21 protein-coding genes and 2 pseudogenes are annotated in these 24,332 nt (G+C 71.9%); 8 read left to right on the forward strand and 15 right to left on the reverse strand.

The genetic code is table 11. The features are described from left to right. Positions 1-93: 93 nt before the first annotated feature. The 5 genes from ACZ6ZP_RS24150 to ACZ6ZP_RS24170 all read right to left on the reverse strand — a co-directional run bounded on the left by ACZ6ZP_RS24150 (position 94) and on the right by ACZ6ZP_RS24170 (position 5,465). Positions 94-1,308 (reverse strand): ATP-grasp domain-containing protein, encoded by a 1,215-nt coding sequence (locus ACZ6ZP_RS24150; protein ID WP_361467029.1) that lies wholly within the window; start codon positions 1,306-1,308, stop codon positions 94-96. Between the two features lie 108 nt (positions 1,309-1,416). Then, entirely contained in the window at positions 1,417-2,421 is a 1,005-nt protein-coding gene (locus tag ACZ6ZP_RS24155) for an ABC transporter substrate-binding protein (RefSeq protein WP_361466982.1), read from the reverse strand. Positions 2,422-2,513: 92 nt separating this feature from the next. Continuing rightward, complete coding sequence (locus tag ACZ6ZP_RS24160) at positions 2,514-3,380, reverse strand: ABC transporter ATP-binding protein (RefSeq protein ID WP_469408320.1); 867 nt, start codon at positions 3,378-3,380, stop codon at positions 2,514-2,516. 13 nt (positions 3,381-3,393) lie between these two features. After that, a complete protein-coding gene (locus ACZ6ZP_RS24165; RefSeq protein ID WP_469408321.1) occupies positions 3,394-4,449 on the reverse strand; it encodes a FecCD family ABC transporter permease in 1,056 nt (351 codons plus the stop codon). After that, the gene (locus tag ACZ6ZP_RS24170; RefSeq protein WP_361466991.1) at positions 4,446-5,465 is read right to left on the reverse strand and encodes a FecCD family ABC transporter permease; all 1,020 of its coding nucleotides are present in this window, start codon (positions 5,463-5,465) and stop codon (positions 4,446-4,448) included. The genes ACZ6ZP_RS24165 and ACZ6ZP_RS24170 overlap by 4 nt, the downstream gene beginning before the upstream one ends. Before the next feature lie 201 nt (positions 5,466-5,666). On the opposite strand from ACZ6ZP_RS24170, the gene ACZ6ZP_RS24175 reads away from it, so the two are divergent. Next, on the forward strand, positions 5,667-6,557 hold the full coding sequence (locus ACZ6ZP_RS24175) for a (2Fe-2S)-binding protein (RefSeq protein WP_351164486.1): 891 nt from the start codon (positions 5,667-5,669) through the stop codon (positions 6,555-6,557). A 50-nt stretch (positions 6,558-6,607) separates the two neighbouring features. Beyond that, positions 6,608-7,663, forward strand: a complete 1,056-nt coding sequence (locus tag ACZ6ZP_RS24180; RefSeq protein WP_469408323.1) for an isopenicillin N synthase family dioxygenase — start codon at positions 6,608-6,610, stop codon at positions 7,661-7,663. On the opposite strand, the gene ACZ6ZP_RS24185 is transcribed toward ACZ6ZP_RS24180, so the two are convergent. Together ACZ6ZP_RS24185 and ACZ6ZP_RS24190 are read right to left on the reverse strand one after the other, a co-directional pair. Continuing rightward, on the reverse strand, positions 7,650-8,390 hold the full coding sequence (locus ACZ6ZP_RS24185) for a Clp protease N-terminal domain-containing protein (protein WP_383821233.1): 741 nt from the start codon (positions 8,388-8,390) through the stop codon (positions 7,650-7,652). The genes ACZ6ZP_RS24180 and ACZ6ZP_RS24185 overlap by 14 nt on opposite strands. An 81-nt stretch (positions 8,391-8,471) precedes the next feature. Further along, positions 8,472-9,119 carry an HD domain-containing protein gene (locus ACZ6ZP_RS24190; protein WP_361466998.1) on the reverse strand — a complete coding sequence of 216 codons (648 nt, stop codon included), beginning with the start codon at positions 9,117-9,119 and terminating at the stop codon, positions 8,472-8,474. A gap of 146 nt (positions 9,120-9,265) precedes the next feature. On the opposite strand from ACZ6ZP_RS24190, the gene ACZ6ZP_RS24195 reads away from it, so the two are divergent. Beyond that, positions 9,266-10,270, forward strand: a complete 1,005-nt coding sequence (locus ACZ6ZP_RS24195; protein WP_351164381.1) for a GlxA family transcriptional regulator — start codon at positions 9,266-9,268, stop codon at positions 10,268-10,270. Here ACZ6ZP_RS24195 and ACZ6ZP_RS24200 read toward each other — a convergent pair. The 6 genes and pseudogenes from ACZ6ZP_RS24200 to ACZ6ZP_RS24225 form a co-directional block, all read right to left on the reverse strand. After that, positions 10,252-11,118, reverse strand: a complete 867-nt coding sequence (locus ACZ6ZP_RS24200; RefSeq protein ID WP_469408325.1) for a GNAT family N-acetyltransferase — start codon at positions 11,116-11,118, stop codon at positions 10,252-10,254. The two genes, ACZ6ZP_RS24195 and ACZ6ZP_RS24200, sit on opposite strands and share 19 nt — an antisense overlap. Before the next feature lie 57 nt (positions 11,119-11,175). After that, a complete protein-coding gene (locus ACZ6ZP_RS24205) occupies positions 11,176-12,081 on the reverse strand; it encodes an aminoglycoside phosphotransferase family protein (RefSeq protein ID WP_351164487.1) in 906 nt (301 codons plus the stop codon). A 54-nt stretch (positions 12,082-12,135) separates the two neighbouring features. Next, positions 12,136-13,320, reverse strand: a pseudogene (locus ACZ6ZP_RS24210) (MFS transporter); the annotation flags it as partial. A gap of 187 nt (positions 13,321-13,507) precedes the next feature. Continuing rightward, a complete protein-coding gene (locus ACZ6ZP_RS24215; RefSeq protein ID WP_469408390.1) occupies positions 13,508-13,990 on the reverse strand; it encodes a GNAT family N-acetyltransferase in 483 nt (160 codons plus the stop codon). 102 nt (positions 13,991-14,092) lie between these two features. Then, positions 14,093-14,533, reverse strand: a pseudogene (locus ACZ6ZP_RS24220) (Fur family transcriptional regulator); the annotation flags it as partial. Between the two features lie 81 nt (positions 14,534-14,614). Next, positions 14,615-15,955, reverse strand: coding sequence for a M64 family metallopeptidase (locus ACZ6ZP_RS24225; protein WP_361470937.1), 1,341 nt, complete (start codon positions 15,953-15,955; stop codon positions 14,615-14,617). Between the two features lie 244 nt (positions 15,956-16,199). On the opposite strand from ACZ6ZP_RS24225, the gene ACZ6ZP_RS24230 reads away from it, so the two are divergent. The 4 genes from ACZ6ZP_RS24230 to ACZ6ZP_RS24245 all read left to right on the forward strand — a co-directional run bounded on the left by ACZ6ZP_RS24230 (position 16,200) and on the right by ACZ6ZP_RS24245 (position 19,278). Next, positions 16,200-17,645 carry a helix-turn-helix domain-containing protein gene (locus ACZ6ZP_RS24230; protein ID WP_351164386.1) on the forward strand — a complete coding sequence of 482 codons (1,446 nt, stop codon included), beginning with the start codon at positions 16,200-16,202 and terminating at the stop codon, positions 17,643-17,645. Positions 17,646-17,846: 201 nt separating this feature from the next. Beyond that, positions 17,847-18,347: a hypothetical protein gene (locus tag ACZ6ZP_RS24235; RefSeq protein WP_351164387.1), complete on the forward strand. Its 501-nt coding sequence runs from the start codon at positions 17,847-17,849 to the stop codon at positions 18,345-18,347. 98 nt (positions 18,348-18,445) lie between these two features. Then, entirely contained in the window at positions 18,446-18,847 is a 402-nt protein-coding gene (locus ACZ6ZP_RS24240; protein WP_361470942.1) for an iron chaperone, read from the forward strand. Between the two features lie 44 nt (positions 18,848-18,891). Next, a complete protein-coding gene (locus tag ACZ6ZP_RS24245; RefSeq protein ID WP_351164389.1) occupies positions 18,892-19,278 on the forward strand; it encodes a PPOX class F420-dependent oxidoreductase in 387 nt (128 codons plus the stop codon). 9 nt (positions 19,279-19,287) lie between these two features. Here the strand turns inward: ACZ6ZP_RS24245 and ACZ6ZP_RS24250 are convergent, their stop codons facing one another. Together ACZ6ZP_RS24250 and ACZ6ZP_RS24255 are read right to left on the reverse strand one after the other, a co-directional pair. Continuing rightward, the gene (locus ACZ6ZP_RS24250) at positions 19,288-20,316 is read right to left on the reverse strand and encodes a tetratricopeptide repeat protein (protein ID WP_361470944.1); all 1,029 of its coding nucleotides are present in this window, start codon (positions 20,314-20,316) and stop codon (positions 19,288-19,290) included. Positions 20,317-20,509: 193 nt separating this feature from the next. Then, positions 20,510-21,724, reverse strand: a complete 1,215-nt coding sequence (locus ACZ6ZP_RS24255) for a hypothetical protein (protein ID WP_399980940.1) — start codon at positions 21,722-21,724, stop codon at positions 20,510-20,512. Between the two features lie 368 nt (positions 21,725-22,092). Here ACZ6ZP_RS24255 and ACZ6ZP_RS24260 point away from each other — a divergent pair, with 368 nt between their 5' ends. Continuing rightward, positions 22,093-24,321 carry an MMPL family transporter gene (locus ACZ6ZP_RS24260; protein WP_351164394.1) on the forward strand — a complete coding sequence of 743 codons (2,229 nt, stop codon included), beginning with the start codon at positions 22,093-22,095 and terminating at the stop codon, positions 24,319-24,321. The last annotated feature ends 11 nt before the right edge of the window (positions 24,322-24,332 follow it).

Here is a 24,332-nt window from a genome sequence, read left to right on the forward strand (position 1 = left end):
CGCCCAAGCCCAAGCCCAAGCCCAAGCCGGAGCCCGAGCCCGTGCCGGCGTCCACGCCGTCGGCCGTCGGAGGTGTCCCGCCCGTCAACCGCGTCACGGCGTGATCTCCCAGTGGTTCTCGGCGAGGAAGTCCGCCACGGCCCGGTCCACCGCCGCCTGTTCGGTGCCGGTGGCGCGGACCACGCCCAGGAAGTCGCGGTTGGTGCCGTGGAGTTCGTGATGTTCGCCGATCTCGCGCAGAGGGCGGTACGTCAGCCGTACCCCGCCCACCGTCACTTCGGTCGCGCCCGGCGCGGCCGTCAGCGTTCCGGCTCTCTGCGCGCACGGATAGTCGAGCCGTGCCCGGCCGTCCGTTCGCGCGCCCAGGTCCGTGGGGAGCGGCTCGCCCAGATGCGTACGGAGGATGTGCTCGAAGAGCGGTATGTCCAGGAGCTGGGCGAGGATCAGGTCGCACTGGTCGCCGATGGCGCGGTAGTTGACCTCGATGAGCCGGGCCCGCCCCTCAGCCACCACGAACTCGGTGTGGCACGCCCCGAACCCCACGTCCAGCACGTCCAGTTGGGCCAGGACCTGAGCCGTCACCGCCTCCGGGTGCGCGGGGACGAACGTCAGCCGCTCCTCTATGAAATACGGCGGCGGCGACACCTCCGTACGGAAGCCGCCCAGGACATGCCGGACGCGGCCGTCGCCGAGCGTCTCCAGGGTGCACAGCTCCCCGGCGAGGTACTCCTCGACGACCAGGGCCGCCCCGGGGCGGCGCGCCTGTATCTCCGCGCACCGCCGCACCAGGTCGCCCGGCGCCTCGACCAGCACCACGTCCTCGCTCGCCACGCCCTCCCGCGGTTTGACCACGCACGGGAACGGCACGTCGAGCGCGCTGAGTTCGGCCGCGTCCTGGCCCGCGGCGAGCTCGGCCGACCAGACCGCGTCGGCGCCCGCAGCCGCGAGATGGCGACGCATCTGCGCCTTGTCCTTGGTGCGCAGGGCCACCCGCCAGTCCTTGCCGGGCAGCCCGAAGTACTCGGCGGCCAGGGCGGCCTGGGTCTGGAGGTGGTCGCTGTTGGTGAAGATCGCGTCGGGGGGATGGTGAGCGGAGATCCGGCTGATGACGGCGCGGAAATCGCGTACGTCGCACTCCAGGATCTCCGGAGTCTCCGGGGATTCGAGGGTCTCCTGGGCAGACCCGTGCCGGTGGGCGTCCGGCTGATCCGTGAGGAGGGTGACCTTGAGGCCGAGCCTGCGCGCGGCGGGCAGAAAGCCTTCGGTGACCGAGTCGGTGGGGTTGCGGGCAAGGACGTACAGCCGCATGGGCGAGTCCACTTCCGGGTGCGTGCGGAGGTGCGTGTGGGGGGTGAGGCGGGGTGGGGCGGGCCGGTGGACGGCCCGCCCCGAAGGCGCGAGACCTGCTGCGCCGACCTACTTCGCCGGCAGCTCGACGTCCGTCGCCTTGGCCACGTCCTCAAGGACGTGCTCCGCGGCCTGGACCCCGATGCCCGACATCCACGTCTCGTCCGGGACGGTGAAGACCTTGTCCTTCTTGACGGCCTTCAGGTCCTTCCACACCGGGTTGGACGTGACGTCCTTCTGCTGGGTCTTGTCGGGGGAGTCGGCCACCGTCACGAAGATGAGGTCGGCCTCGGCCTTGTCGATCTGCTCGGGGCTGACGTCCAGCATCGTCGTCTCCGGGTCGGAGGAGTTCTGCGACGCGGGGCGCGTGAGGCCGATGTCGTCGAGGACGATGCCGCTGTAGGCGGACTTCTGGTAGAGCCGGGTCGGGCCCGCGATGAAGCGGACGACCGAGGCCGAGGGCATCTTCCCGTCGTACTTCGCCTTGATGGAGTCGCCCAGGGCCTTGGCGCGCGTCTCGTAGCTCCCCAGCGCCGTGTCGGCCTGGCTCTCCATGCCGAGGGCCTTGGCGTGGACCTTCAGGTTCTCCTTCCAGGGGGAGCCCGTGGTCTCGGTGAAGACGGTCGGCGCGATGGCGTCGAGCTTGTCGTAGACCTTCTCGTGCCGGACCTTCGAGGACAGGATCAGGTCGGGCTTGAGGGAGGCGATGAGCTCCAGGTTCGGCTCCTCCATCGGGCCGACGTCCTTCACTCCGCCGATCTTGTCCTTGAGGTACGAGGGGAAGCCGCCCGCGGTCTTGAAGTGCGGGGAGACCGCGCCGACCGGCTTGACGCCGAGCAGCGTGACGTCGTCCAGCTCGCCGGTGTCGAGGACGACGACCTTCTGCGGCCGTGCGGGGATCTCGGTGCTGCCCATGGCGTGCTTGATGGTGCGCGGGAATCCGGTGTCGGCGGCGGAGTCGGCCTTGCCCTTGTCGTCCTCCTCGGAGTCACCGCACGCGGCGAGCGCGCCGGTGCCGAGGACGACGGTGAGCAGGACGGCACTGAGCCTGCGCGGAAGACTTCTTGTGGTCATGAGGGCTGGATCCCTTGCTGTGAGCGGAGGTTGGAACGGGACGGGCGGGCGGAGACGGGAGAGGACGGGAGGGGACGGGCCGGGCGGGGTGATCAGGCGGGGACGGCCGGATCGCCCGTGGCGCGGCGGGCGGTTCTGCCCTTCGGTACGACCAGTGGGGTGCCGGTCTCCGGGTCGGGGATTACCCGGCAGTCGACGTCGAACACGTCCTTGACGAGTTCCGCGTCGAGTACGTCGGCGGGCGCCCCGGCCGCGGCGAGCTGTCCGTCCTTGAGGACGACCAGGTGGTCCGCGTACCGGGCGGCCTGCCCGAGGTCGTGCAGCACCATCACCACGGTGCGGTCCGCCTCGGTGTGCAGATCGGCGACCAGGTCGAGCACGTCGAGCTGGTGCCGCAGGTCCAGGAAGGTGGTCGGCTCGTCCAGGAGCAGCAGTTCGGTGTCCTGGGCGAGGGCGAGGGCGATCCAGGCGCGCTGGCGCTGGCCGCCGGAGAGCTGGTCGACGCTTCGGTCGCGCAGTTCCGTGGTGCCGGTGCGTTCGAGTGCCTCGTCCACCGCCGCCTGGTCGGCCTTGGACCAGGGGCTGAGGAAGGTCTGGTGGGGGTAGCGGCCCAGGCGTACGAGGGCTTCGACGGTGATGGCCTCGGGCGTCACCGGCTGCTGCGGCAGGAGGCCCATCCGCCGGGCCAGCGTCCGCGCCGCCATCCGGTGGATGTCCGCGCCGTCCAGGGCGACGCTGCCGCCGGCCGGTGCGAGCAGTCGGGTCAGGCCGCGCAGCAGCGTCGACTTGCCGCAGGCGTTGGGGCCGACGATGGCGGTGACGGCGCCGCCGGGCAGCGTGACGTCGAGGCCGCCGACGACGACCTTGTCGCCGTACCGCAGATCGAGCCCGTGCGTGGAGAGCTGATTGGCGGGCGGCTGCGGTGGGGACGTCGGCGTGGACGTCTGCGTGGGGCTCATGCGGCACTCCGGTTCATGCGGCACTCCGGTCGACGGGCCTGCTCTGTCGGATCATCAGCACAAGGAGCCAGGGGGCGCCGAGCGTCGCGGTGACCACTCCGACGGGCAGGCCCTTCACCGGAAGCAGTTGCTGCACGATCAGGTCGGAGGCGAGCAGCAGCACCGCCCCGGCCAGACCGGTGAGCGCCAGCGTTCCCGGCGTCGGCGGACCGGCCACGAACCGCACCAGGTGCGGCACGGCGAGCGCCACGAACGCGACGGGCCCGGTGAGCGCGGCGGCGAGCGATGCCAGCACGATGGCGGTGACGAGGAGTTGGAGCCGCGCGGCCGACGGGTTCAGGCCGAGCCCGCCCGCCGATTCGTCGCCCAGGTCGAGTACGGCCAGCCGCCGCTGGAGCGCGAACGCGGCGACGAGCGCGAGCGCCACCGCGCCTCCTGCGGCCCACACCTCGGTCCACGTCCGCCCGTAGAGCGATCCGGTGGTCCACTGGAGGGCGGAGCCCGCGAGTTCGGCGGGGAAGCGGACGACCATGAGGTTCACCGCGGCGGCCAGGCCCGCCTGGACGGCGAGCCCGACGAGCACGAGCCGGGTGACGGTGATCCCCGAGCGCCAGCCGAACACGCCGAGGAGCAGTGCGGCCAGGAGTCCGCCGCCCAGCGCGGCCACCGGGATCAGCGTCTGGGACGCCCCCGTGGCGAGCAGCACGACGGCTCCGAAGGAGGCACCGCCCGTCACGCCCATCACGTCGGGCGACGCCAGCGGATTGCGGAACACCCGTTGCAGCAGCGAGCCCGCGACGCCGAGCCCGACCCCGGCGACGAGTGCGGCGATCACCCGGGGCGCCCGGAAGTCCTGCACCACCAGCACGTCCGCCGGATCGCCGAGCCCGACCAGGCCGCGCAGCGCGACGGAGGCGGACAGCGGCATCTGACCCGTGGTCAGGGCGAGCGTGACGAGTACGAAGAGGACGGTGAGTCCGACGCAGGCGAGCAGCGCCAGGCGGCGCCGCTGCCGCATCCGCACCCCGGTGGGCGCGGCCTTGGCCTCACGTACGGCGAAGACGGTCATCGGGCCACCTTCCGGGCCAGGACCGCCAGGAGCGGCGCGCCGAGGAAGGCGCTGACGATGCCGACCTCGAGCTCGGAGGGGCGCACGACGACCCGGCCGAGGACATCGGCGGCCAGGAGCAGCAGCGGCCCGGCGATCAGACAGCCCGGCACGAGCAGCCGGTGGTCGGAGCCGACCGCGAGCCGCACCAGGTGCGGGGCGGCGAGCCCGATGAACGCGACGGGCCCGGCGACCGCCACCGCCGAGCCCGCCAGCAGTACGACCGCGATGCCGCCGGCAACGCGGATCCTGGCCACCGGCACGCCGAGCGCCTGCGCCGAATCGTCGCCCAGCGCGAGGGCGTTGAGGGCGGGCGAGATCGCGAGCGCCAGGACCAGGCCGATGACGAGGGTGGGAAGGACCGGCCAGAGCACGTCAAGGGTGCGCCCGGACAGCGAGCCGGCCAGCCAGAAGCGGGCCTCGTCCAGGGTGCGTTCGCTGGCCAGCATCACGGCCTGGGTCCAGGAGAGCAGCACCATCTGGAGCACGACACCGCCGAGCGCCAGGCGCACCGGGTCGAGGTCGCCCGCGCGCCGGGCCAGCATCTGGGCGAGCATCCCGGCCGCGGCGGCTCCGAAGAAGGCGAACCACAAGTACTCGACGGGGCGCGTGAGATGCAGGGCGTAGATCGCGACGACGACCGCGAACCCGGCGCCCGCGTTGATGCCGAGGGTGGTCGGCGAGGCGAGCGGGTTGCGGGTGATGCCCTGGGCGACGGCTCCGGCCACGCCGAGGGCGGCGCCCACGGCGAGCGCGACGACGGTGCGCGGAAGGCGAAGGCCGGTGACCACGATCGCGTCCCGGCCGTGGGCGTCGCCGAAGAGCGCGTCGGCCACGGTGGACAGGGGTACGGGGCGCGACCCCAGCGCCAGGCTCAGGGCGGCGCACAGCACCAACGCGCCGAATCCGGCGAGGAGCAGAGGGATCCGCCGTGTGGAGATGCTGCCTGGCGGGACGGCCCGAGCGATCTTGGACACAGGGTGAGAGTTTAGGTTAGGTATACCTAATGATGTCAACTCGCTGTGAGGGTGGGATCACTCGCGAAGACAAGGTGCGCGACGCGCCGTTCACGATGCGGCAAGTTGAAGCAAAATAAGGTAAGCCTTACCTAGTTCGTGGTGGACGGGTCCACCGCCGGACGACCGATGGACCTGCCTTCCAAGGAGTTACGCGTGCCGCTGACCGTGGCCCCGGACCTGGCGTCGAACGCCACCGCCCTGAGCCCCGCCGCCCTGCTCACCTCGACTTACCAGCGGCTCACCGCGCACTGTGCGACGCTCGCCGTCACGGTGGCGCAACCCGGCTCGACCGCGGTCCAAGGGTGGGTCACCGGGGCGGAGCTGACGGCACATCACGATTCTCTGGAAGCCTTCGTCGCGGCGGAGGCCGCACGCATCCGCGCCGGACACGACCACACCCCGCGCCCGGACGTCGCCGCGTCCCGCGCCCTGCACGGCTACCTCTGGTCGGTCTCCCTGCTGATGAGCGGCGCCTGGTACCTGGAGCGGCGTGTGCCGCGCATCCGCCCGCAGGACGTACGCGTCCATCTGGAGACCGGCGCCTTCGAAGTCGTCCCCGGCTCCTTCGCCTGCTTCCCGGACGACCCGGCGGCGGGCCTGACCGGAGTGCGGGCCCTCCCCGACGAGGAGTCGCTGCGCACCGAACTCCGCGCCGCGGTCGTCGCGCACATGCAGCCGCTGCTCACGGCCATCGGGCCCCGACTGCGGCGCGGGCAGCGGGCCTTGTGGGGCATGGCCGGGGACGACCTCGTCTCCGGGATCTGGTACCTGGGGCGCATGCTCGACCAGGAGGACGAGGCGCTGCGCGCGGTGGACGCCCTGCTCCCCGGCCCGGTCGAACCCTTCCCCGGCGGCGCCGCCTTCCGTCACCTGACGACCCGCGACGGCGAACGGCACCCGACCCGCACCCGGCTGGGCTGCTGCCTCTACTACACGATCCGTGCCGCCGAGGCCTGCGGCACCTGCCCGCGCGTCTGCGACGCGGAGCGGCTGCGGCGCCTGGAGGCGGACATCGTCTCCGCCGATGTGCCCTCGGAAACCGGGCAGTGAAATCGTGATAGGGAATCGGGCGTAGCCCTCGCGCACGCCAGGAGACGCCCATGCCCTTCCAGGTTCCCGTCATCGACATCACCCCGTACGTCGACGGCGGGACGGCGGCCGAACGCGCCCGCGTGGCCCGCGAGATGGACGAGGCGTGCGCCCGCGTCGGCTTCGTCCAGATCCTCGGCCACGGCGTTCCCGACGAGACGGTGGACGCCCTGACCGCTGCCATGGACGGCTTCTTCGGACTGCCCCTGGAGGTGAAGAAGAGCCACCGCGTGACCGGGGCGAACCGCGGCTACAGCCCGCCCGAGAGCGAATCCCTGAGCCTGAGCCTCGGCGTGGAGTCCGCCGGGCGCATGAACGACTTCTTCGAGGCGTTCAACATCGGCACCGAAGCCCGCTCGTTCCCCGGACTCGACCTCTCCGAGGACGACTACGGGCTCAACGTCTGGCCCGCGCAGGTCGACGGCTTCGAGCCGGCCGTGCTCGGCTACTTCGCCCGGGCCGGGCGCGTGGCCCGCACCCTGACCCGCATCTTCGCGGACGCCCTGGGGCAGCCGTCCGACTTCTTCGAGTCGCTGACCGACCACTCCATCGACGTACTGCGCATGAACAACTACGCGCTGCCGCAAGGCACCGTCACCCTCGACGGCGATCTGACGGGGATGGGGGAGCACACCGACTTCGGTCTGGTCACGGTGTTGTGGGCGGACCAGGTCGCCGGGCTCCAGGTACTCGGCACCGACGGGACCTGGCACGACGTGTGCCCCGTCGACGGCGCGCTCCTGGTCAACCTCGGCGATCTGACCGCCCGGCTCACCAACGACCGCTGGATGTCGACCCTGCACCGCGTCAAGCCGCCGATCGTGGACGGCGGCATCGTCCGGCGCCGGTCCGCCGCCTACTTCCACGACGGCAACGTCGACGCGGTCGTCTCCACGCTGCCGAGCCACCTGGACGCCGCCGACTCGCTCGCCTACGAACCGATCCTCGTGCGCGACCACATCAAGGCGAAGCTGGCGGGGTCCCGGCAGGGCAAGGCGAACGTGGCGGCCGTCCGGGAGGCCGCACGGGTGCGCGCGGCCGACTCGGGCTCCGTCACGCCTGGTTGACGGAGGAACGGATCGCGTCGAGGGCCTCGGTGATGTTCGCTTCGGCGGCCGTCTTGTCGATGCCGAGGCCGGCGAGCGTGCCCGTGCCGCCCTCCGTCTCCAGGAGGGAGAGCAGGATGTGCTCGGTCCCGATGTAGTTGTGCCCGAGCCGCAGCGCCTCGCGGTAGGTGAGCTCGAGGACCTTCTTCGCCCCGGCGTCGTACGGGATCAGGTCGGGCACCTCGCCGACCGCGGGCGGCAGCGCCTCGGTGACGCGCTCGCGGATCGCGTCGAGTGAACTCCCCTGCGCGACCAGCGCCTTCGCGGCGAGGGCGTCCGGCTCGGTCAGGAGGGCGAGCGTCAGATGGCCTGCGCCGATCTGGTCGTTGCCCGCCGCGCGGGCCTCCTCCTGCGAGGCCATGACCACGTTCTTGGCCCGGGGCGTGAACCGGCTGAAGCCCTGGCGGGGGTCGAGGTCCGACATCTCGCCGGGGTCCTTGGGCACGAACCGCTTCTGGGCCGCCTGCCGGGTGACCCCCATGCTCTTGCCGATGTCCGTCCAGGAGGCGCCCGAGCGGCGCGCCTGGTCCACGAAGTGGCCGATCAGATGGTCGGCGACGTCACCGAGGTGATCGGCGGCGATCACGGCGTCGGAGAGCTGGTCGAGGGCTTCGGGGTGGGCCTTCTTGATGGCCTGGATCAGGTCGTCGAGACGGATGGGCTGGGTGGGCTGTGCGGGCTGCGTCATGTGTCAACGGTAGGTTGACAGTCGAAGGAGTGTCAACCCTCGGTTGACACTCGTCTGTGCTCTCCCGCATGGCCCCCGTGGCTACTCCGCCCAGGGGGAGTTCTGGATGACCTCGACGAAGTCGCCGCGGGTGTAGCCGGGGACGAAGTGCTCCAGGACGTCGGCCTTCACGTTGCCGAAGGTGGTCTCCGGCTTGGGGGCGATGCCTTCGGTGAAGGCCGCCAGGATCCGCCGCTTGAAGTCGGGGCGCGGGTGCAGCGCGGTGATCTCGGCGCGGTCCTCGGCCGTCAGGTCGTCGTAGCCGATGCCCAGGACGTCGTACTCCACTCCGGCCGTGACCAGGGCGACCTCCGGCTCCATGAACTCGGGGATGCCCGGGGTCGTGTGCAGGGCGATGGCGGTCCACACCCGGCGCACGCTGTCCTCCGGTACGCCGTGACCGTGCAGGAAGTCGCGGGCCTCCTCGGCGCTGTCCACCTCGAAGCGGCGGCCGCTGTCACGGAAGCGCTCGCCCAGGCCCAGGTCGTGGAACATCGCGCCGATGTAGAGCAGTTCGGGATCGAAGCCCAGCCCCCGCCGGGCGCCCTGCAGGCTGCCGAACCAGAAGACGCGGCGGGAGTGGTGGTAGATCAGCTCGTTCGTGGTGTCCCGCACCAGTTCGGTGGCCGCGGCGGCCAGCTTGGTGTCCGGCACGGAGACTCCGGCGGCGGAAGAGGCGTGGTCGGTCATGGCGTGACTCCTGTAGTCGAGGTGGTGGGGGCGGCGATGCCTTTCGCCGTCCGGGATCAGCCTGCTCGACGTACGCCCCTCACGGCCATGTCCTCATGGACAGGTACCCCACACATCTGGACATGCCCTGCGGCTACCGTGGTCCCGTGCCCCCACAACCCGACCGACTCCGCCCCCACCACGTCTGCGTCCTCGCCTTCGACGGCGTGCGCCTCCTGGACGTCGCGGCCCCCTTGGAGGTCTTCGCCACCGCGGCCCGCTACACCGGCGGCCGCTACACCGTGCGGGTGTGCACCCCCGACGGGCAGGACGTCAGGACCTCCACCGGGCTGCGGATCGCGGCCGATCTGCCGGCCGCCGACGCGGGCGGCGCGGACACCCTCGTCGTCCCCGGCCACGCCGAGCTCGTCACCTTCGCCGAACGGCCCGACCTCGTCGAGCTCGTGGGCCAACTGGCGGGCACAGCAGGGCGGGTGGCCTCCGTGTGCACCGGAGCCTTCGCCCTCGCCGCTGCGGGTCTGCTGCGCGGGCGCAGGGCGACGACCCACTGGGAGCACGCGGCGACGCTGGCCCGGCTGCACCCCGACGTCACCGTCACGGCGGATGCCATCTACGTCCAGGACGGGCCCGTGCTCACCTCGGCCGGGGTCACCGCCGGCATCGACGTCTGCCTGGCCCTCGTGGAGCAGGACCACGGCCCCGACACCGCCCGGAGGGTCGCCCGCGACCTCGTGGTCTTCCTGCAACGGCCCGGCGGCCAGTCCCAGTTCTCCGCGGCCTCCCGCACCCCCGCGACCGGCCATCCGGTGCTGCGCCCGGTCCTGGACGCCATCGCCGCCGACCCGGCGGCCGACCACCGCCTGGCGACCCTGGCCGGGCGGGCCGCCGTGAGCGGCCGGCATCTGACCCGGCTCTTCACGCGCCAGCTCGGCACCACACCGGCCGCGTACGTGGAGTCCCTCAGGCTGGAGGCCGCCCGCATGCTGCTCGAACGCGGCGCGAGCGTCACCGACGCGGCCGAGCGCAGCGGCCTGGGCAGTGACGAGACGCTGCGCAGGGCCTTCGCCCGGCACCTGGGGACCACGCCCTCCGCGTACGCCGCACGCTTCCGCACGACCCGGGTCGAGGTGGCTCAGGAACGGGCCGGCTGATTCGCGATCAGCAGGGTCGTGCCTGCCGGGCGGAAGCCCAGCCGGGCGTAGAGGCGGGCGACGCTCTCCTGGGCGTAGGCGAGGAAGACGGTCCGTACGCCGTGGTCGCGGGCGTGGGTGGCCAGTCCCCCCGCCACGGCGGCCCCCAGGCCCTGGCGGCGCGCGATGGGCAGGGTGCCGATGCCGCCGATCTCCGTGGTGGCGACCGCCGGGTGGTAGTGGCCCACGGCCAGCGGGGTGCCGTCGGCGGCGAGCGCGGCGACCAGCGTCTTGTGGCCTGCGTGCAGAGTGGGGCGCACGGCGTCGAGCGTGCCGTCCGCCGTGACCTCCGCGGCGGCCACCGCCAGCTCCGCGCGTCCCGCCGAGCCGCCGTCCTTGGCGAAGGCGAGGCGGGGGACGGCGAGGGCGGCCGGGAGCGCCGGGTCGTCGGCGTCCAGGGCGCGGATCGTCACCCCGTCGGGCAAGGGCTGCTCGGGCAGCGCGTGGTGCGGGTCCAGGACCATCAAGGGGCGCTCCGTCACCGGCAGACCGTCGGCCTCGACGCGGGCGCGCAGGGACGGAGCGACTTCGTCCAGCCACTCGAAGGCCTCCGGCACGCCGAGTTCGCGCTGCCGGGCGCGCACCAGCGCGATGTCGGCGGGGGCGACCTCCGCGGAGCCCGCAGCGGTGGGCTGGGCGTGGCTCGGGCCGCCGTAGTAGGGGGCGCCCGCCGCCTTGCGCACGAAGAGGCGCAGGGAGCCGAACTCCTCGGCGTCGGCGAACAGCAGCGGCACGGTGGCGTAGTACTGCTCTATGCGGGCCCGCAGGTCCGTGTCGGCCCGCAGCAAGTGATCACTCATGCGGTGCATCTCATCACGGGTCCGCCCGGCACGGTTCCGCCCGTGGTCAGGTGCAGGGCCGAGACGTCAGCGGTCCGCCAGCACGCGATCGAGCGCCGCCCGGCCCGCCACTCCCCAGGTGCGCTTCCCGCCGGGAAGGCCCTGTTCCCCCGCCTGGCCGATGGAGATGAGACCCACGGCCCGGTACACGGCCCAGCCCCGGGCCCGCCGCACGGTCGCCTCGTCGGCGCGGGCGTACGCGTCGAAGAACCGTGCCGCGGCGCCCGCGGGAAGCAGCACCCACGCGGCCGAGAGGTCGGTCGCCGGGTCGCCCGCGCAGAGTTCACCGAAGTCGATCACGCCGGACAGCGTCCCGCCGGAGACGACGACGTTCGCGGGGTGCAGGTCACCGTGCAGCCACACCGGCGGTCCCGCCGGGCCGGGAGCCGCGAGAGCGTCCTCCCAGACGTCCTGGATGGCGGTGAGGGCGCCGGTGTAACCGCCGCTGGAGACGATGGCCTGGAGACCTGCGGCGAAGTCGTGCGCGAAGGTGCTGAGGGGAACGCCGCGCATCGGATTGGCCGGGGCGTCGGCGGGCGCGTCCACGTGGAGCGCCCTGAGGAACCGCGCCAGCGTGTCGGCCGCGTGGTCGTCGCGGCTGATCGTGGCGCGGTCGCCCGGTTCGCCGGGGACCCAGGACGCGATGGTCCAGGTCTTGGGGAAGCGCGCGGACGGTTCACCGATCCGCAGCGGAGTCGGTACGGGGAGCGGAAGGCGCGGGGCCAGGGCGGGCAGCCAGTGGTGCTCCTTGCGCAGGAGGTCCGGGGCACGCTCCGTGCACGGGAGACGGACGGCCAACTCGTCTCCCAGGCGCCACAGTTGGTTGTCCCAGCCGGTGACCGTCCCGTGCAGGTCGAGGTCCGCCAGGTCGGGATGCTGCTCATGGAGCAGGGACCGGACCAGTGCCTCATCGAACTCGACGACGTCGCCCATGTGCGGAGTACCCACTCCCCGTGCTGCCGCTGATTGGCCGATGAATATACCCCTCGCCGCCCAGCGCACCGCGGGCTCCGTCGCAAGACTCGCCGCGAGGAGTATCCCGCCGAGCAGCAGCCAGCCCGGTACGCCCCACACCACGAGGAGAGAGGTGAGCAGGAGCGGGCCGAGGGTACGGGCGACGGGCACGCCGGTGCCGAAGAAGCCCTGGTACTGGCCCACTTGGTGCGCGGGCGCCAGGTCGAAGCTGATCTGCCAGGACCCCGCGGACTGCTGCATCTCCGCGACGACCTGGAGCACCGCCGCCGTCACCAGGACCGCCACCGTCGCCCACACCGGAAGCCCCGCGGCCGATAGGGCGAAGACCGCGCACGAAGCGAACATGACGAGACCGGAGCGCCGCACCGCACGCGTGGCCGTGCGCGGTCCACTGACGTCACGGGCCACGCGCACCTGGAAGGCCATCACCGCAAGGGTGTTGAGGACGAAGAGCGCCGAGACCAGCCAGCTCGGCGCGTTCGTCCGCTCCACCACCCACAGCGGGATCGCGAGGCTCAGCAGTGGCATCCGCAGCAGCAGGACCGCGTTGAGCGCGGTGACGACGGCGTAGGGACGGTCGCGGAGCACGGCCAGGCGCGGCTCGCCCTTCCCCCGCGCCGCGGACCGCGGCACCGCGGGCAGCCGGTGCAGCACCAGCGCGCAGAGCAGGAAGCTGACCGCGTCCAGCGCGAAGACCGCCAGATACGCCCCGCGCGTGTCGAGGGACAGGGCAAGACCGCCGAGCGCGGCACCGACGGCGAGACCTGCGTTGAGCGTCGACTGGAGATGGGCCAGGACGCCCGTCCGGGCCGCGGGCGTCACCAGGCCCGCGAGCAGCGCCTGCCGTGCCGCGGCCAGCCCGCACTGGGCGACGGCGTACAGGCAGGCCGCGAGGAGGAACGGGACGAAGGAGCGGATGAACAGGAAGGAGGCGACCGACGCGCCGGTGGCCAGGGCGAGCAGGACCGCCGTGCCGCGCGGCCCCTTCCGGTCGGCGAGCGCGCCCAGCGGCACCCCCGTGACGGAACCGATGGCCCAGGCGACCGTGAGCGCGAGCCCGATCTGGGTGGGGGAGAGGCCGACGACGCGGGTGAAGTAGAGGGCCGAGGTCACGTAATAGGCGCCGTCGCCGAGCGAATTGCTCAGCTGGGCGGCGGCGAGCACGCGTGGCGCACCGGCCTGCGGCAGGATCTGGATCGGCACAACGCTCCCTGGCTAGGCGGCCGTTGGGCCGTTTCTTCTGCGGTGAGAAGAGGCTAGCCAGCCGAATGGTCCGGCCTGTGGACCATTTCCTGGTCGCGGGTGTGGGCCAATCGGCCGCTCAGCGGTGCGGCACGGTTCCCGGTCCGCCGCCGTCGCGTCGGCCGGGCCGCCGCACGTTCCGTCAGCCGGGCCGCCGCACCATGTAGACGTCGATCGGGTCCTCGCTCTCGACGCGGAAACCGTGGCGCTCATAGAGGCGCCGGGCCGCGCTGCCCTGCAGGACGTTCAGGCGGACGAGATCGCCCTCGGCGTCGGTCCGGTCGAGCAGTCCGCGCAGCACCGCCGATCCCAGGCCCCGGCCCTGGAGGGCGGGGTCGAGGTAGAAGTGTTCGAGCCACACCCCGTCAGCGGCCGGCCGCAGCGCGACGCAGCCCGCGAAGGAGCCGTCGGCGACGACGACCGAGGTGTGCCGGGGCGAGAAGGCGTCCCGCAGTCTCTGGCGCACCCGGTGCTCGTCGAAGCGGCCGAGCCGCTCCAGGTCCGGGCGCATCACCCGCGCGCGCAGCTCGGCGATGGCCTCGACGTCCGTGGCCTCCGCGGCCCGCAGCACCCACCCCGGTACGGGCGCCGCCGCCTCCGGCGACGCCTTCGCGTGTGCGGTCATGTGTGTGGTCATGGCCGCAGTATTCCTGGACAGGATCTGGCGGCACGGGGCGGTGTCCTCGGCGGCCTGGCAGCGGCCGCAGACACCGCTCAGTTCGAGGGTGTGCTCGAGCCCGGCGAAACCGGTGGCCTTGCCCAGGCGCTCCGCCCAGCGTTCTACGACGTCCGCGTCGACCGCCTGGCTGCGGCCGCAGCAGCGGCAGATGAGGTAGTGGCTGTGCTCGTCGGTGGGCCGCTGGAGGTAGAGCCGCTCGCCGGCCTCGTCGCGTACGACATCGACCAGGCCGGCGCGTCCCAGCTCGCGCAGGGTGCGGTAGACGGTGGTCAGGCCGACCGTGCTGCCTGCGGCGGCCATCAGCGCGTGCAGCTCCTGCGCGGAGACGAAGTCCGGGCAGCGGCCCAGCATGTCGAGCACGGCGGTGCGCTGTCGCGTCCTGCGCAGCCCGCGCTCGGCGGCCCGGCTCTCCGGCGCGCCCGGCGGGGCCGCTGTCTGCGGGTTGCCCATGGGGGCTCCTTGGTCGAGCGGTGCCGTACGGACCCCCATAGTAAATGAACACGGTTTTCAAGTCGACGAGGGTGGGGACCGCGCGGCGGCCGCCGTGCGTACGGCGGCCGCGGCGGCACGTCAGCGCGTGACCTGCCAGCTGAGCGAGGAGGTCAGGTGCTTGCGCAGTTCCGGGGTGCGGACCGCCTTGTTCGGGTCGGTGGCGCGTGCCGTGACGGTGTGCGCGCGGCCGTCGTCGGGCACGCCGAGCGCGTCGGCCGTCACGCTGCTCGCGTCCCGGGCCTGCCGGGCCTCGCGGCCGTCGACGTACCAGCGCACCCGTGCGTGCGACGACGCCTCGACGCGGATGCGCTCGCCGCCGCGCACCTGTCGGCCGGTGGGGGTGGCGGCGGTGAGGGTGGGCGCGTGCTGGTGGAAGCCCGCGATCATCGCCTCGCGTCCGGGCAGATTGAACTCGCGGCCCAGCGTGCGCATGATCGAGTCCTCGGTGGGGCGGTTGAGGCCGTGCCCGTGGTAGCCGCCGCCCTCGTACGCGCCGACGGTGCCGCCGTCGGGTGACTCCTGGCCGAGCCAGCGGTGCCACTTCACCTTCTGCGCGGCCATCTCGTCGGCGCTGAGCTTGGTGAGGTTGGACTCGCCCGGCTCCGGGCCGCTGTAGGTGCTCTCGTCGTACCAGTACTCGTCGGCGAGCTTGCCGAAGGAGTGGCCCGTCTCGTGGACGGCCACCTGGTCGGAGTCGGCGTGGTCGGAGGACGCGGTGCCGATGCCGTCGTACCCGGACGGCGAGGTGATGGCGTTGTAGCCCGCGCCGCCGTACTTGGTGGAGTTGCTGAGCACGATGACGAGGTCGGGGTCGGCGGCCTTGCTCGCGTACGCCTCCACCTTGTTGGTGTCGACGCACAGCAGCCGCTCGATGCCGTCGCAGAAGAACGCCGAGTCCAGGGCGGTGTTCTTGCGGACGTCGCTCGTCGGGTCGCCCGAGACGCCGGACTGCTGCGAGTGCGCGTCGACGGCCCAGACGTTGAAGAGGTCCTCGTACTCGGCGTACGGCTGGACGGCGGCCATCTCCTTCCATTTGGTGCGCACGTCGGCGTGGAAGTCCTCCTGCTGGGCGGCGGTGTAGCCGTCGCCGATGAAGACGACGTCGACCTTGGCGTCGCTCGCCCCGGCCTCCACGATCGGCAGGACGTCGCCGTCGTCCTTGATCGTGGACTCCTGCTTCCTGGTGAGCGGGTCGGAGGCGGGGACCTGCGTCCGGCGGGGGTGGCCGTCCGGCCCGGTGAAGTACTCGACCTCGACCTGGGCGGCTTCGTGGGCGGCGGGGGCGCCGGCGTCCTGGCCCTGGTCGGCGGCGACCGGCGCGGTGGCGGCGAGCGCCGAGGCCAGGGCGACGCCGGTGGCCGCGGCGAGGCGCTTGCGGGATATCCGGGACATGCGGGATGTCCCGGTCGTGGAGGACATGCGGGATGAGTGTCTACGCATGGGTGAACTCCCGTGAGTCTGCGCGGAAGCGGGTTCGGCAAGTCCGCGACATAAGTGGGGGGTTAAGGGAGGTTAAGGCGCGGTTCAATGTAGGGGTTGGAGGGAAGCCAGGCAATGCCCGCGGCGGAAGGTGCTTGTGGGAATGATGAGTTCGCGCCATGTACGCCCAAGTTCCTTTTGTCTCAGGCATGGATGGGCTTGGCTCGGATGTGGAGAGGGAGAGATGACGGAGAACGGAACTGGGGGCGCGCGGCTGGACGGGCCCGCGGTGATCGGGCGGCGCGTCCTGCGGCTGCGTACGGAACTCGGGCTCACCCAGCGGCAGTTGGCCGAGCCCGCCTATACGCCCGCCTATGTCTCCACGCTGGAGTCGGGCAAGGTGAGGCCGTCCGATGCCGCACTGCGGCACCTGGCCCAGCGCCTCGGCGTCACCCCCGAGGAGCTCGCGACCGGACGCCCGGCCCGCCTCGCCGCCGAGCTGCGCCTGCGCCTGACCGACGCGCGGCGCGCCCTGGCCACCGGCGCCCCCGAGGATGCCGCCCCCCTGTTCCGCGCCCTGTGCGCCGAAGCCGTCGAGCACGCGCTGCCGGGGGAGCGGGCCGACGCGCTCCTCGGCCTCGGCGAGTGCCTCCTGGAGTCCGGCGACCTCGACGACGCGCACGAGTGCTTCGCCTCGGTGGAGCGGCTGCTCGCCGACGAGCCGCTGCCCCGCCGTGTGCCCGCCATCCGAGGCCGCGCCAACGCGCACCGCCTGACGGGTGAACTCCGCTACGCCTGTCACCTGTTGGAGACCGCCCTCGATCAGCTCAACGCCACCGGACTGCACGACCCCGACGCGCTGCTCCTCCTCTACTCGGCCTCCATCGCCCCGTACATGGACATGGGCGCGCATGAACGCGGTGCGCACGCCGCCGAACTGGCCCTCGCGCTCGCGCCGCGCGTGGACGATCCGGCGCTGCTCGCCGGGATGCACCGCGGAGTGGCCCGCACGCTCATCGCCCAGGGGCGTATCGCCGAGGCCGACGCGTCGCTGGCCAAGGCCCAGGACCTCTATCAGCAGCTGCACATCCGAACCGAACTCGCTCATTGTCACTGGATGCGTGGGTATGTGCACGCCCAGGACGGCCGACTGGAACGCGCCGAGAGCGAACTGCGCACCGCGCACGAGATGCTCACCGCCAAGCGGGCCGCGCTCTTCGCCGAACAGGTCGAGGTGGAACTCGCGGACGTGCTGCGCCGGCGCGGCAAGGCCGGTGAGGCCGAGGCGCTGCTGAGGCCCCTGCTGACGGGCGGCACGACAGCGGGGGCAGCCGGGTCGGCCGGGTCGGCCGGGTCCGCCGGGGAGACCGCGGAGGCCACCGACGTTCCCGCCCTGCGGGCCGGACGCGGAGCGGTGCATGTGGGCGCCGCGCACCGGCTGCTCGGCCTCATCGCCGAGGAGTGCGGTGACCCGGACGCCGCAGAGGAGCACTACCGCGCCGCGCTGCCGCTGCTCGAACGCGCGGGCGCGGCCGGGGACGTGGCCGACCTCTGCCGCCTCCTGGGCGATCTGCTCCGGCGCACGGGACGGACGGAGGCCGCCCTGGACGCCTACCGCACCGGCCTCGCCCACCGGGCCGCTCTGGGCACCACGACCCTGGGGCCCGCGCCGGCGCCTCCGCCGATGTGAGGGGCCGTGGATTCCGCTTCGCCGAGTGATTGTCCGGCTTTTGTCACGGTGCTGTGCGCTCGGACAACCTGATGTCCCCTCATGTCCGTCCGCCTGCTAAAAATACGGGCGGCACGGGGACGCAGACCGCCTTGTGCGCATGCTTCGCATCATTCTGACAGTTGGGCCCGAGAGGGTCGCAGGGGGAAAGGCATCAGCCTGATGAACCACGCACGTACGACCGCCGCTGTCCTGGCCACGGCGGGGGCGCTCACGGCCGCTCAGCTCGGCCTGGCCGGATCCGCCTCCGCGGCGGACGCCCCGAAGGCGCCGAAGGCGTCGGTCGCCTCGGCGCAGAGCGCCGGCTGCCCGATCGACATCGTCTACACGTCCCGGTTCTACATCGGCCCGGGCGGCTGGGTGAAGGGCGACGGCCTGTACTTCGGCCTCAAGAACAAGAGCACGAAGAGCTTCAAGAAGGTCACCTTCACCGTCAGCAACGTCAAGAACGTCCGCTTCGGCACGGCGAAGGCGAAGGGCGGCAAGGTCACGCACAAGACCTCGAAGACCATCTCCGTCTACGACAAGAGCCTGAAGGGCAAGGCCAGCCTCGGGGTCAGGGTCAAGACGCGCCTGCTGAACACCAGGTCCTACAAGGTCAAGTTCAAGGTGCACGGCAACGGCTGGAACTGCGCCGTCAACCAGGGCACGTGGGGCGCCTGACCGTCGCACGACCCGTGCCTCCGGGGTCCGGATCCGTCCGGGCCCCGGAGGCACGCCTGTTCCCGGCGGAGGGCGTCGGCCCTCGGTAACCTCGGGGCATGGTGCGGAGCGAGGCGAAGGACGTGGCCGGGTATCTGGCCGAGGTGGACGAGGGACGCAGGGACGCCCTGGTCCGGCTGCGAGAGCTGTGCCGCGCGGAGCTGAAGGGCTTCGACGAGGTCATGGCGTACGGGATGCCCGCGTACGAACGGGACGGCGCCGCCGAGATCGCCTTCGCCGCCCAGAAGCAGTACATCTCCTTCTACCTGATGCGCGGCGACGTCCGCGAGGCCTTCGCCGACCGCCTGGCAGCGCACGACATGGGCAAGGGCTGCCTGCGCTTCCGCAAGCCGGAGCACATCGACTTCGACCTCGTACGCGACCTGCTCAGGGCCACCCGCCGCCCGCCGTGGTGTACTCCTCCGACGGCAGCCGGCGGCGACATCCGCACCACAGGCTGAATTTTGGTCAGCAAGAGCGACGAGAAGAAGTCTGGAGCGGTTACGTGGACGAGGTAGCGCAGACGGGGCTCGGGGCCGGCAAGTACCTGCTGGTCACCAGTTACCGCAAGAACGGCACTCCGGTGCCGAGCCCCGTCTGGGTCGTCGAGGACGGCGCCGCGCTGGGCATCTGGACGGTGACGGACTCCTGGAAGGTCAAGCGGATCCGCAACCGCGCCGACGTCCTGATCGGCCCCTGCGACCTGCGCGGCAACCCGACCGGCGAGTCCGTCCCCGCCACCGCCGAGATCTGCGACGCGGAGACGACCGCCCGCTACCGCACCCTTCTCAAGCGCAAGTACGGCCTGGTCGGCCGCCTCACCCTGCTGGGCAGCAAGCTCCGGCGCGGCGCGAGCGGGACGGTGGGCATCCGCATCACGCCCACCGGGTGACGCCTCGCGTCAGGTCATGCTCGGCTCCGCGGCCAGTTCACCACGGAAGGCGGCGGCGGTCTCGCGCGCGTGCCGCAGCCCGATGCGCGCGAAGTCCCCTTCGAGCTCGGTGAGTTCGGCCAGCGTCTCGCTCCGGTCGCGGCCGAGGCGGGCGCGCGACTTGACCAGTCCGAGACGGGACAGGGCCACGCCGCGCGGCTCCCGCATGGCAGTGAACTCCTCCAGGGCGATGGCGTACATCTCGCGGGCCGCTTCGTAACTCCCGTGCCGGTACAGGACGTTGCCGCGCATCTTGTGGTTGTACGCGAGCGCGCTCGCCAGATCCATGGTGCGGCAGATGGCCTCCGCCTCCGAGAGCAGCGCGAGCGCCCGCTCCGCCTCGCCGCGCAGTGAGAGGACGTCGGCGACCCCGCGCAGCGACCAGGCGCGCCCCCGCGCGTCCTGGGCGTCGGCCGAGATCCTGACGCACTCCTCGAACAGTTCCAGCGCCTCGGTGTAGTCGCCGGTGTTCCGCCGCATCTGGGCGATGCCGGACATCGCCCACACCATGTGCCGCGCCTCGCCGTGCGCCCGGCCCTGTTCGAGCAGCTGCTCGTGGAGCGCTGCCACCGCCGCGTAGTCCCCCTGGATGCGGCCGGTCTCGGCGAGCCCGGCGAGCGCGTAGCCGTGCGCGAGCCGCTCACCGCTGTCGGCGGCCAGCGCGACGCCCCAGGTCAGAAGCCGCCGGGCGAGCCGCAGCCGGCCGCACTGGCGGGCGAGTGTGCCGCCGCTCCACAGGGCCCACGCCATGGCCCCCGCGTCCCCCGCGACGCGTGCGCTGCGGTAGCTCTGCCGCCACGCGGCGCCCGCGTCGTCCACCTGGCCGAGCCGCCGGTTGGCCTCGGCCAGGGCGAGAGCGGCGCGCGCCCTCTCCAGGGCGGTGTCCGCCTGGGAGAGGGCGCGGCCCGCTTTCGTCAGCACCTCCTCGTAGGAGGAGTTCACCCCGAGTGCCGAACCCAACTCGCCTTGGTATTCCGGCGCGAATGCCTTGCCGTGCATAGATCCATGACCTCTCGATCAACTCCGTACGTCGGTCTCCGTACGTTGATCAAGAAGCTATGAGCGGGGCGGGGTGCGGCGAATCCCTCCGCGTATGGGTCATTCCGTACGACTCCAGGGCTACGGGCGGGGCCATGGTCATCATCGGGATGTACGGGGAGGGCGGGGCCCCGGAGGTGAGGTCCGGCAGCCGTCAGCTGCCGTCCCAGGAGTCCCCCGCGTCCCCGGCGGGAGCGGTGTCCCCGGCGGGCGCGGCGGGTGCCGTGGGTGCGGCGGGTGCGGCGGCGCCCGCGGTCGCCGACTGCAGCGCCGTGATGCACGCGGCGATCGACTTCTGGAGCTCTTCGAGGCGCAGCAGCATGTCGTCCTCGTAGATGTCGTCGACCTCGGCGTCGTCGAAGGTCAGCTCCTCGAAGACCTTCGTCGCCTTCTGGAGGCTGTTGTAGAACTTCGCACGGCGCTCCTGCACCCGCAGCTGCGGGTCGCTCTGGACGGTCTGGGCGACCAGGTCCTTCACGGTGTCGTACGCCTCGCGTGCCCACTCGCCGGAGTCCTCGCCGTCCTCGAGCTCGTCGATGAGGGACAGGTGCCGCTCGGCCTCCTCCTTCAGCTCGGCGGGCGCGTCGATCATCTGGCCCGCGGGCGTCTTGACCTGGCCCTTGTCGACGATCTGGCGGACGTAGTCGACGCGGTCGCCCGCCTTGGCCTCGGCCGCGACCGCCTTCTTGAGGTCGTCCGCCCGCACGATGTCGCGCACCAGCTCGGTGCGCAGCGCCGGGTCCTCCTCGATCCGGTCCATCAGGGCGCGCCGCGCCGCCTCGGCGGTCCCGGGGTCGGCGAGGATCGCGGCCCGCAGCGCGGTGGGGTTCTCGGCCACCTCCAGGGCCTTGGTGGGGCGGATGCCCTCGGCCTCGGCGGCCTCCGTGATCGCGGTGCCGCGCGGGGAGAGCGCGCTGGAGCGGGACGCGTAGTACGTCAACCAGAGGTCGGAGTCCGGAAGTTCGATGTCCTCGCCGGGCGTGAGCGCCTCGAAGTGGGGTACGACGCCATCGTCAGCGGCCTTGTCCCAGGCTTTGTAGTAGCGCATGACGCGCTCGGCCGAGCAGCCGGCCAGTTCGCTGAACTGCTTCGCCGATACCTTCGGCGTCTCGTCGGCTCCCTGCCCGCCGGGGCGCACGCTGCGCGCGACCTTCAGGGCGAAGGTCCAGCCGCCGGTCCGTGCGTAGGCGCCGAAGTCGCGGGCGTCCCGGGCCACCGGCTCGGGCACGTCGGCCGACGGAACCGCCGCGGTGTCGTCCGACGGGACCGCGGAGTGCTCGTCCACCGAGGGAGTCTCCACCGAGGGAGCCTCCACCGAGGTGGCGTCGGACGAGTCGGCGGCTTCAGACGGCGCGATGGCAAGAGTCACGAAGGTTCTCCTGGATGGTGATGACAAGTATCTGAGAGCTGACTCGACACCTTATCTCTCCTATTGAGGTGATATGAGGGCGAGTTGTTCTGTGGTGAACAGGTGTCCAAAGGTACGGAGGCGAATCCTCCGGTGATCGGGCGATCGGTGTGGGTCCTACACATCCCCCACACCTCTCCTCCCCGAGGATGACCCGGCGTGCACGGCACTACAGCGACCGTGGGCCGATAGTCCGGCTCTGAGTCTGACTTCCGGCCCTGTCCGGGCCTGGACTATTAAGAGGAAACCTGCTGACCGCCCTGACGTGCGCTGATCGTGCCGCGGGGGGAGTCACCCTGCCAGCCGACACCGACGGGAGCCCCTTCGCCGTGGCTACGTTCCTCTACAAACTGGGCCGCCTCGCCTTCAGGCGACGCCGCTATGTGGCACTGATGTGGGTGGTGCTGCTCGCCGGCGTCGGCTTCTCCGCCTCGGCAGCGCCGGCACCGCCCGAGGACTCCTTCTCCATGCCGGGCACGGAGTCCCAGAAGGCCTTCGACCTCCTCGACGAGAAGTTCCCCGCGGCCAGCGCCGAGGGCGCCACCGCCCGCGTCGTCATCCGCGCCCCCGAGGGCGAGAAGCTGACCGAGTCCGGCCCCAAGGCCGACGTCGAGAAGCTGGTCAAGAACCTGGGCACCGGCCCGCAGGTCGCCGAGGTCGCCGACCCCTTCAAGGCCAACGCCGTCAGCAAGGACGGCACCACCGCGTACGCGTCCGTCACGTACAAGGTCAACGCCCAGGAACTCACCGACAAGGCGCGCGACGCGCTGACCAAGACCACCGACGACGCCCGCAAGACGGGCTTCACCGTCGAGACCGGCGGCGACGCCGTCATGGCCGAGCAGGAGATGGGCGGCACGGCCGAACTCATCGGCATCGCGGTCTCCGCGGTCGTCCTGATCATCACCTTCGGCTCGATGGTCGCCGCGGGCATGCCGCTCCTGACCGCCATCATCGGCGTGGGCATCGGCGTCTCGGGCATCGCTGCCCTCGGCAGCCTCCTGGACCTCTCCGGCACGACCTCGACGCTCGCGATGATGATCGGCCTCGCGGTCGGCATCGACTACGCCCTCTTCATCGTCTCCCGCTACCGGGCGGAGATCACCGACGGTCGTGAACCGGAGGAGGCAGCGGGCCGCGCCACCGGCACCGCCGGTTCCGCCGTGGTGTTCGCCGGACTCACCGTCATCGTCGCGCTCTCCGGCCTCGCGATCGTCAACATCCCGATCCTCACCAAGATGGGCCTGGCCGCGGCCGGCACGGTCGCGATAGCCGTCCTCATCGCGCTCACCATGATCCCCGCGCTGCTCGGCTTCGCGGGCAAGAAGGTGCTGCGCCGCAAGGACCGCAAGAAGCCCGCCAGCGAGCTGCGGGACCCGAACGCCAAGCCGAAGCTGGGCACGCGCTGGGCACGCTTCGTGCTGCGCCGCCCGGTCCCGGTCCTGCTGCTCGCCGTGGTGGGCCTCGGTGCGGTCGCCGTACCGGCCACCAGCCTGGAGCTCGGCCTGCCCGACGAGGGCACGTCGGCGCCGGACACCACGCAGCGCAAGGCGTACGACATGCTGTCGGAGTCCTTCGGCGCCGGCTTCAACGGCCCGCTGATGGTCACCGTCGACACCGACAAGAACAAGGGCGCGGCCGCCGCGGCCGACACCGTCGGCAAGGAGATCGCCAAGATCGACGGCGTCGCCGCCGTCACTCCGGCCAGCGGCAACAAGTCCGACGACACCGCGATCTTCAACGTCGTACCGAAGACCGGTCCGAGCGACCACAAGACCGAGGGCGTCGTCAAGGAGATCCGCTCGACGGTCGACGGTCTCGGCGACAAGACGGGCTCCGAGGTCCTGGTCACCGGCGCGACCGCCATGACCATCGACTTCTCGCAGACCCTGGACGACGCGCTCCTGCCCTACCTGGGACTCGTCGTCGGCCTGGCCTTCCTGCTCCTGATGCTGGTCTTCCGCTCGGTCCTCGTACCGCTCAAGGCGGCGCTCGGCTTCCTCCTGTCGGTGGCCGCCGCGCTCGGCGCCGTCGTCGCGGTCTTCCAGTGGGGATGGCTCGCCGACATCGTCGGCGTGGAGCAGCCCGGCCCGATCATGAGCATGATGCCGATCTTCATGATCGGTGTGGTCTTCGGCCTCGCGATGGACTACGAGGTCTTCCTCGTGACGCGCATGCGTGAGGCGTACGTCCACGGGGCGCGCCCCGCCGAGGCCGTCGTCACCGGCTTCACACACGGCGGACGGGTCGTCGCCGCCGCGGCGGTCATCATGATCAGCGTCTTCTCCGGCTTCATCATGGAGAACGACGACATGATCAAGATGATGGGCTTCGGCCTGGCCATCGCCGTCCTCTTCGACGCCTTCGTCGTGCGCATGGCGATCGTCCCGGCCGTCCTCGCCCTGCTCGGCAAGAAGGCGTGGTGGCTGCCGAAGTGGCTGGACCGCGCGCTGCCGAACGTCGACGTGGAGGGCGAGAAGCTGCACAAGCAGCTCGGCGACTTCCCCACGGCGCGCGAGGACGACCAGGACCGGGAGCTCGAGTCCGTACGCGGCTGAGCACCTGACGC

It is taken from the genome of Streptomyces sp. NPDC054047 (assembly GCF_055585065.1).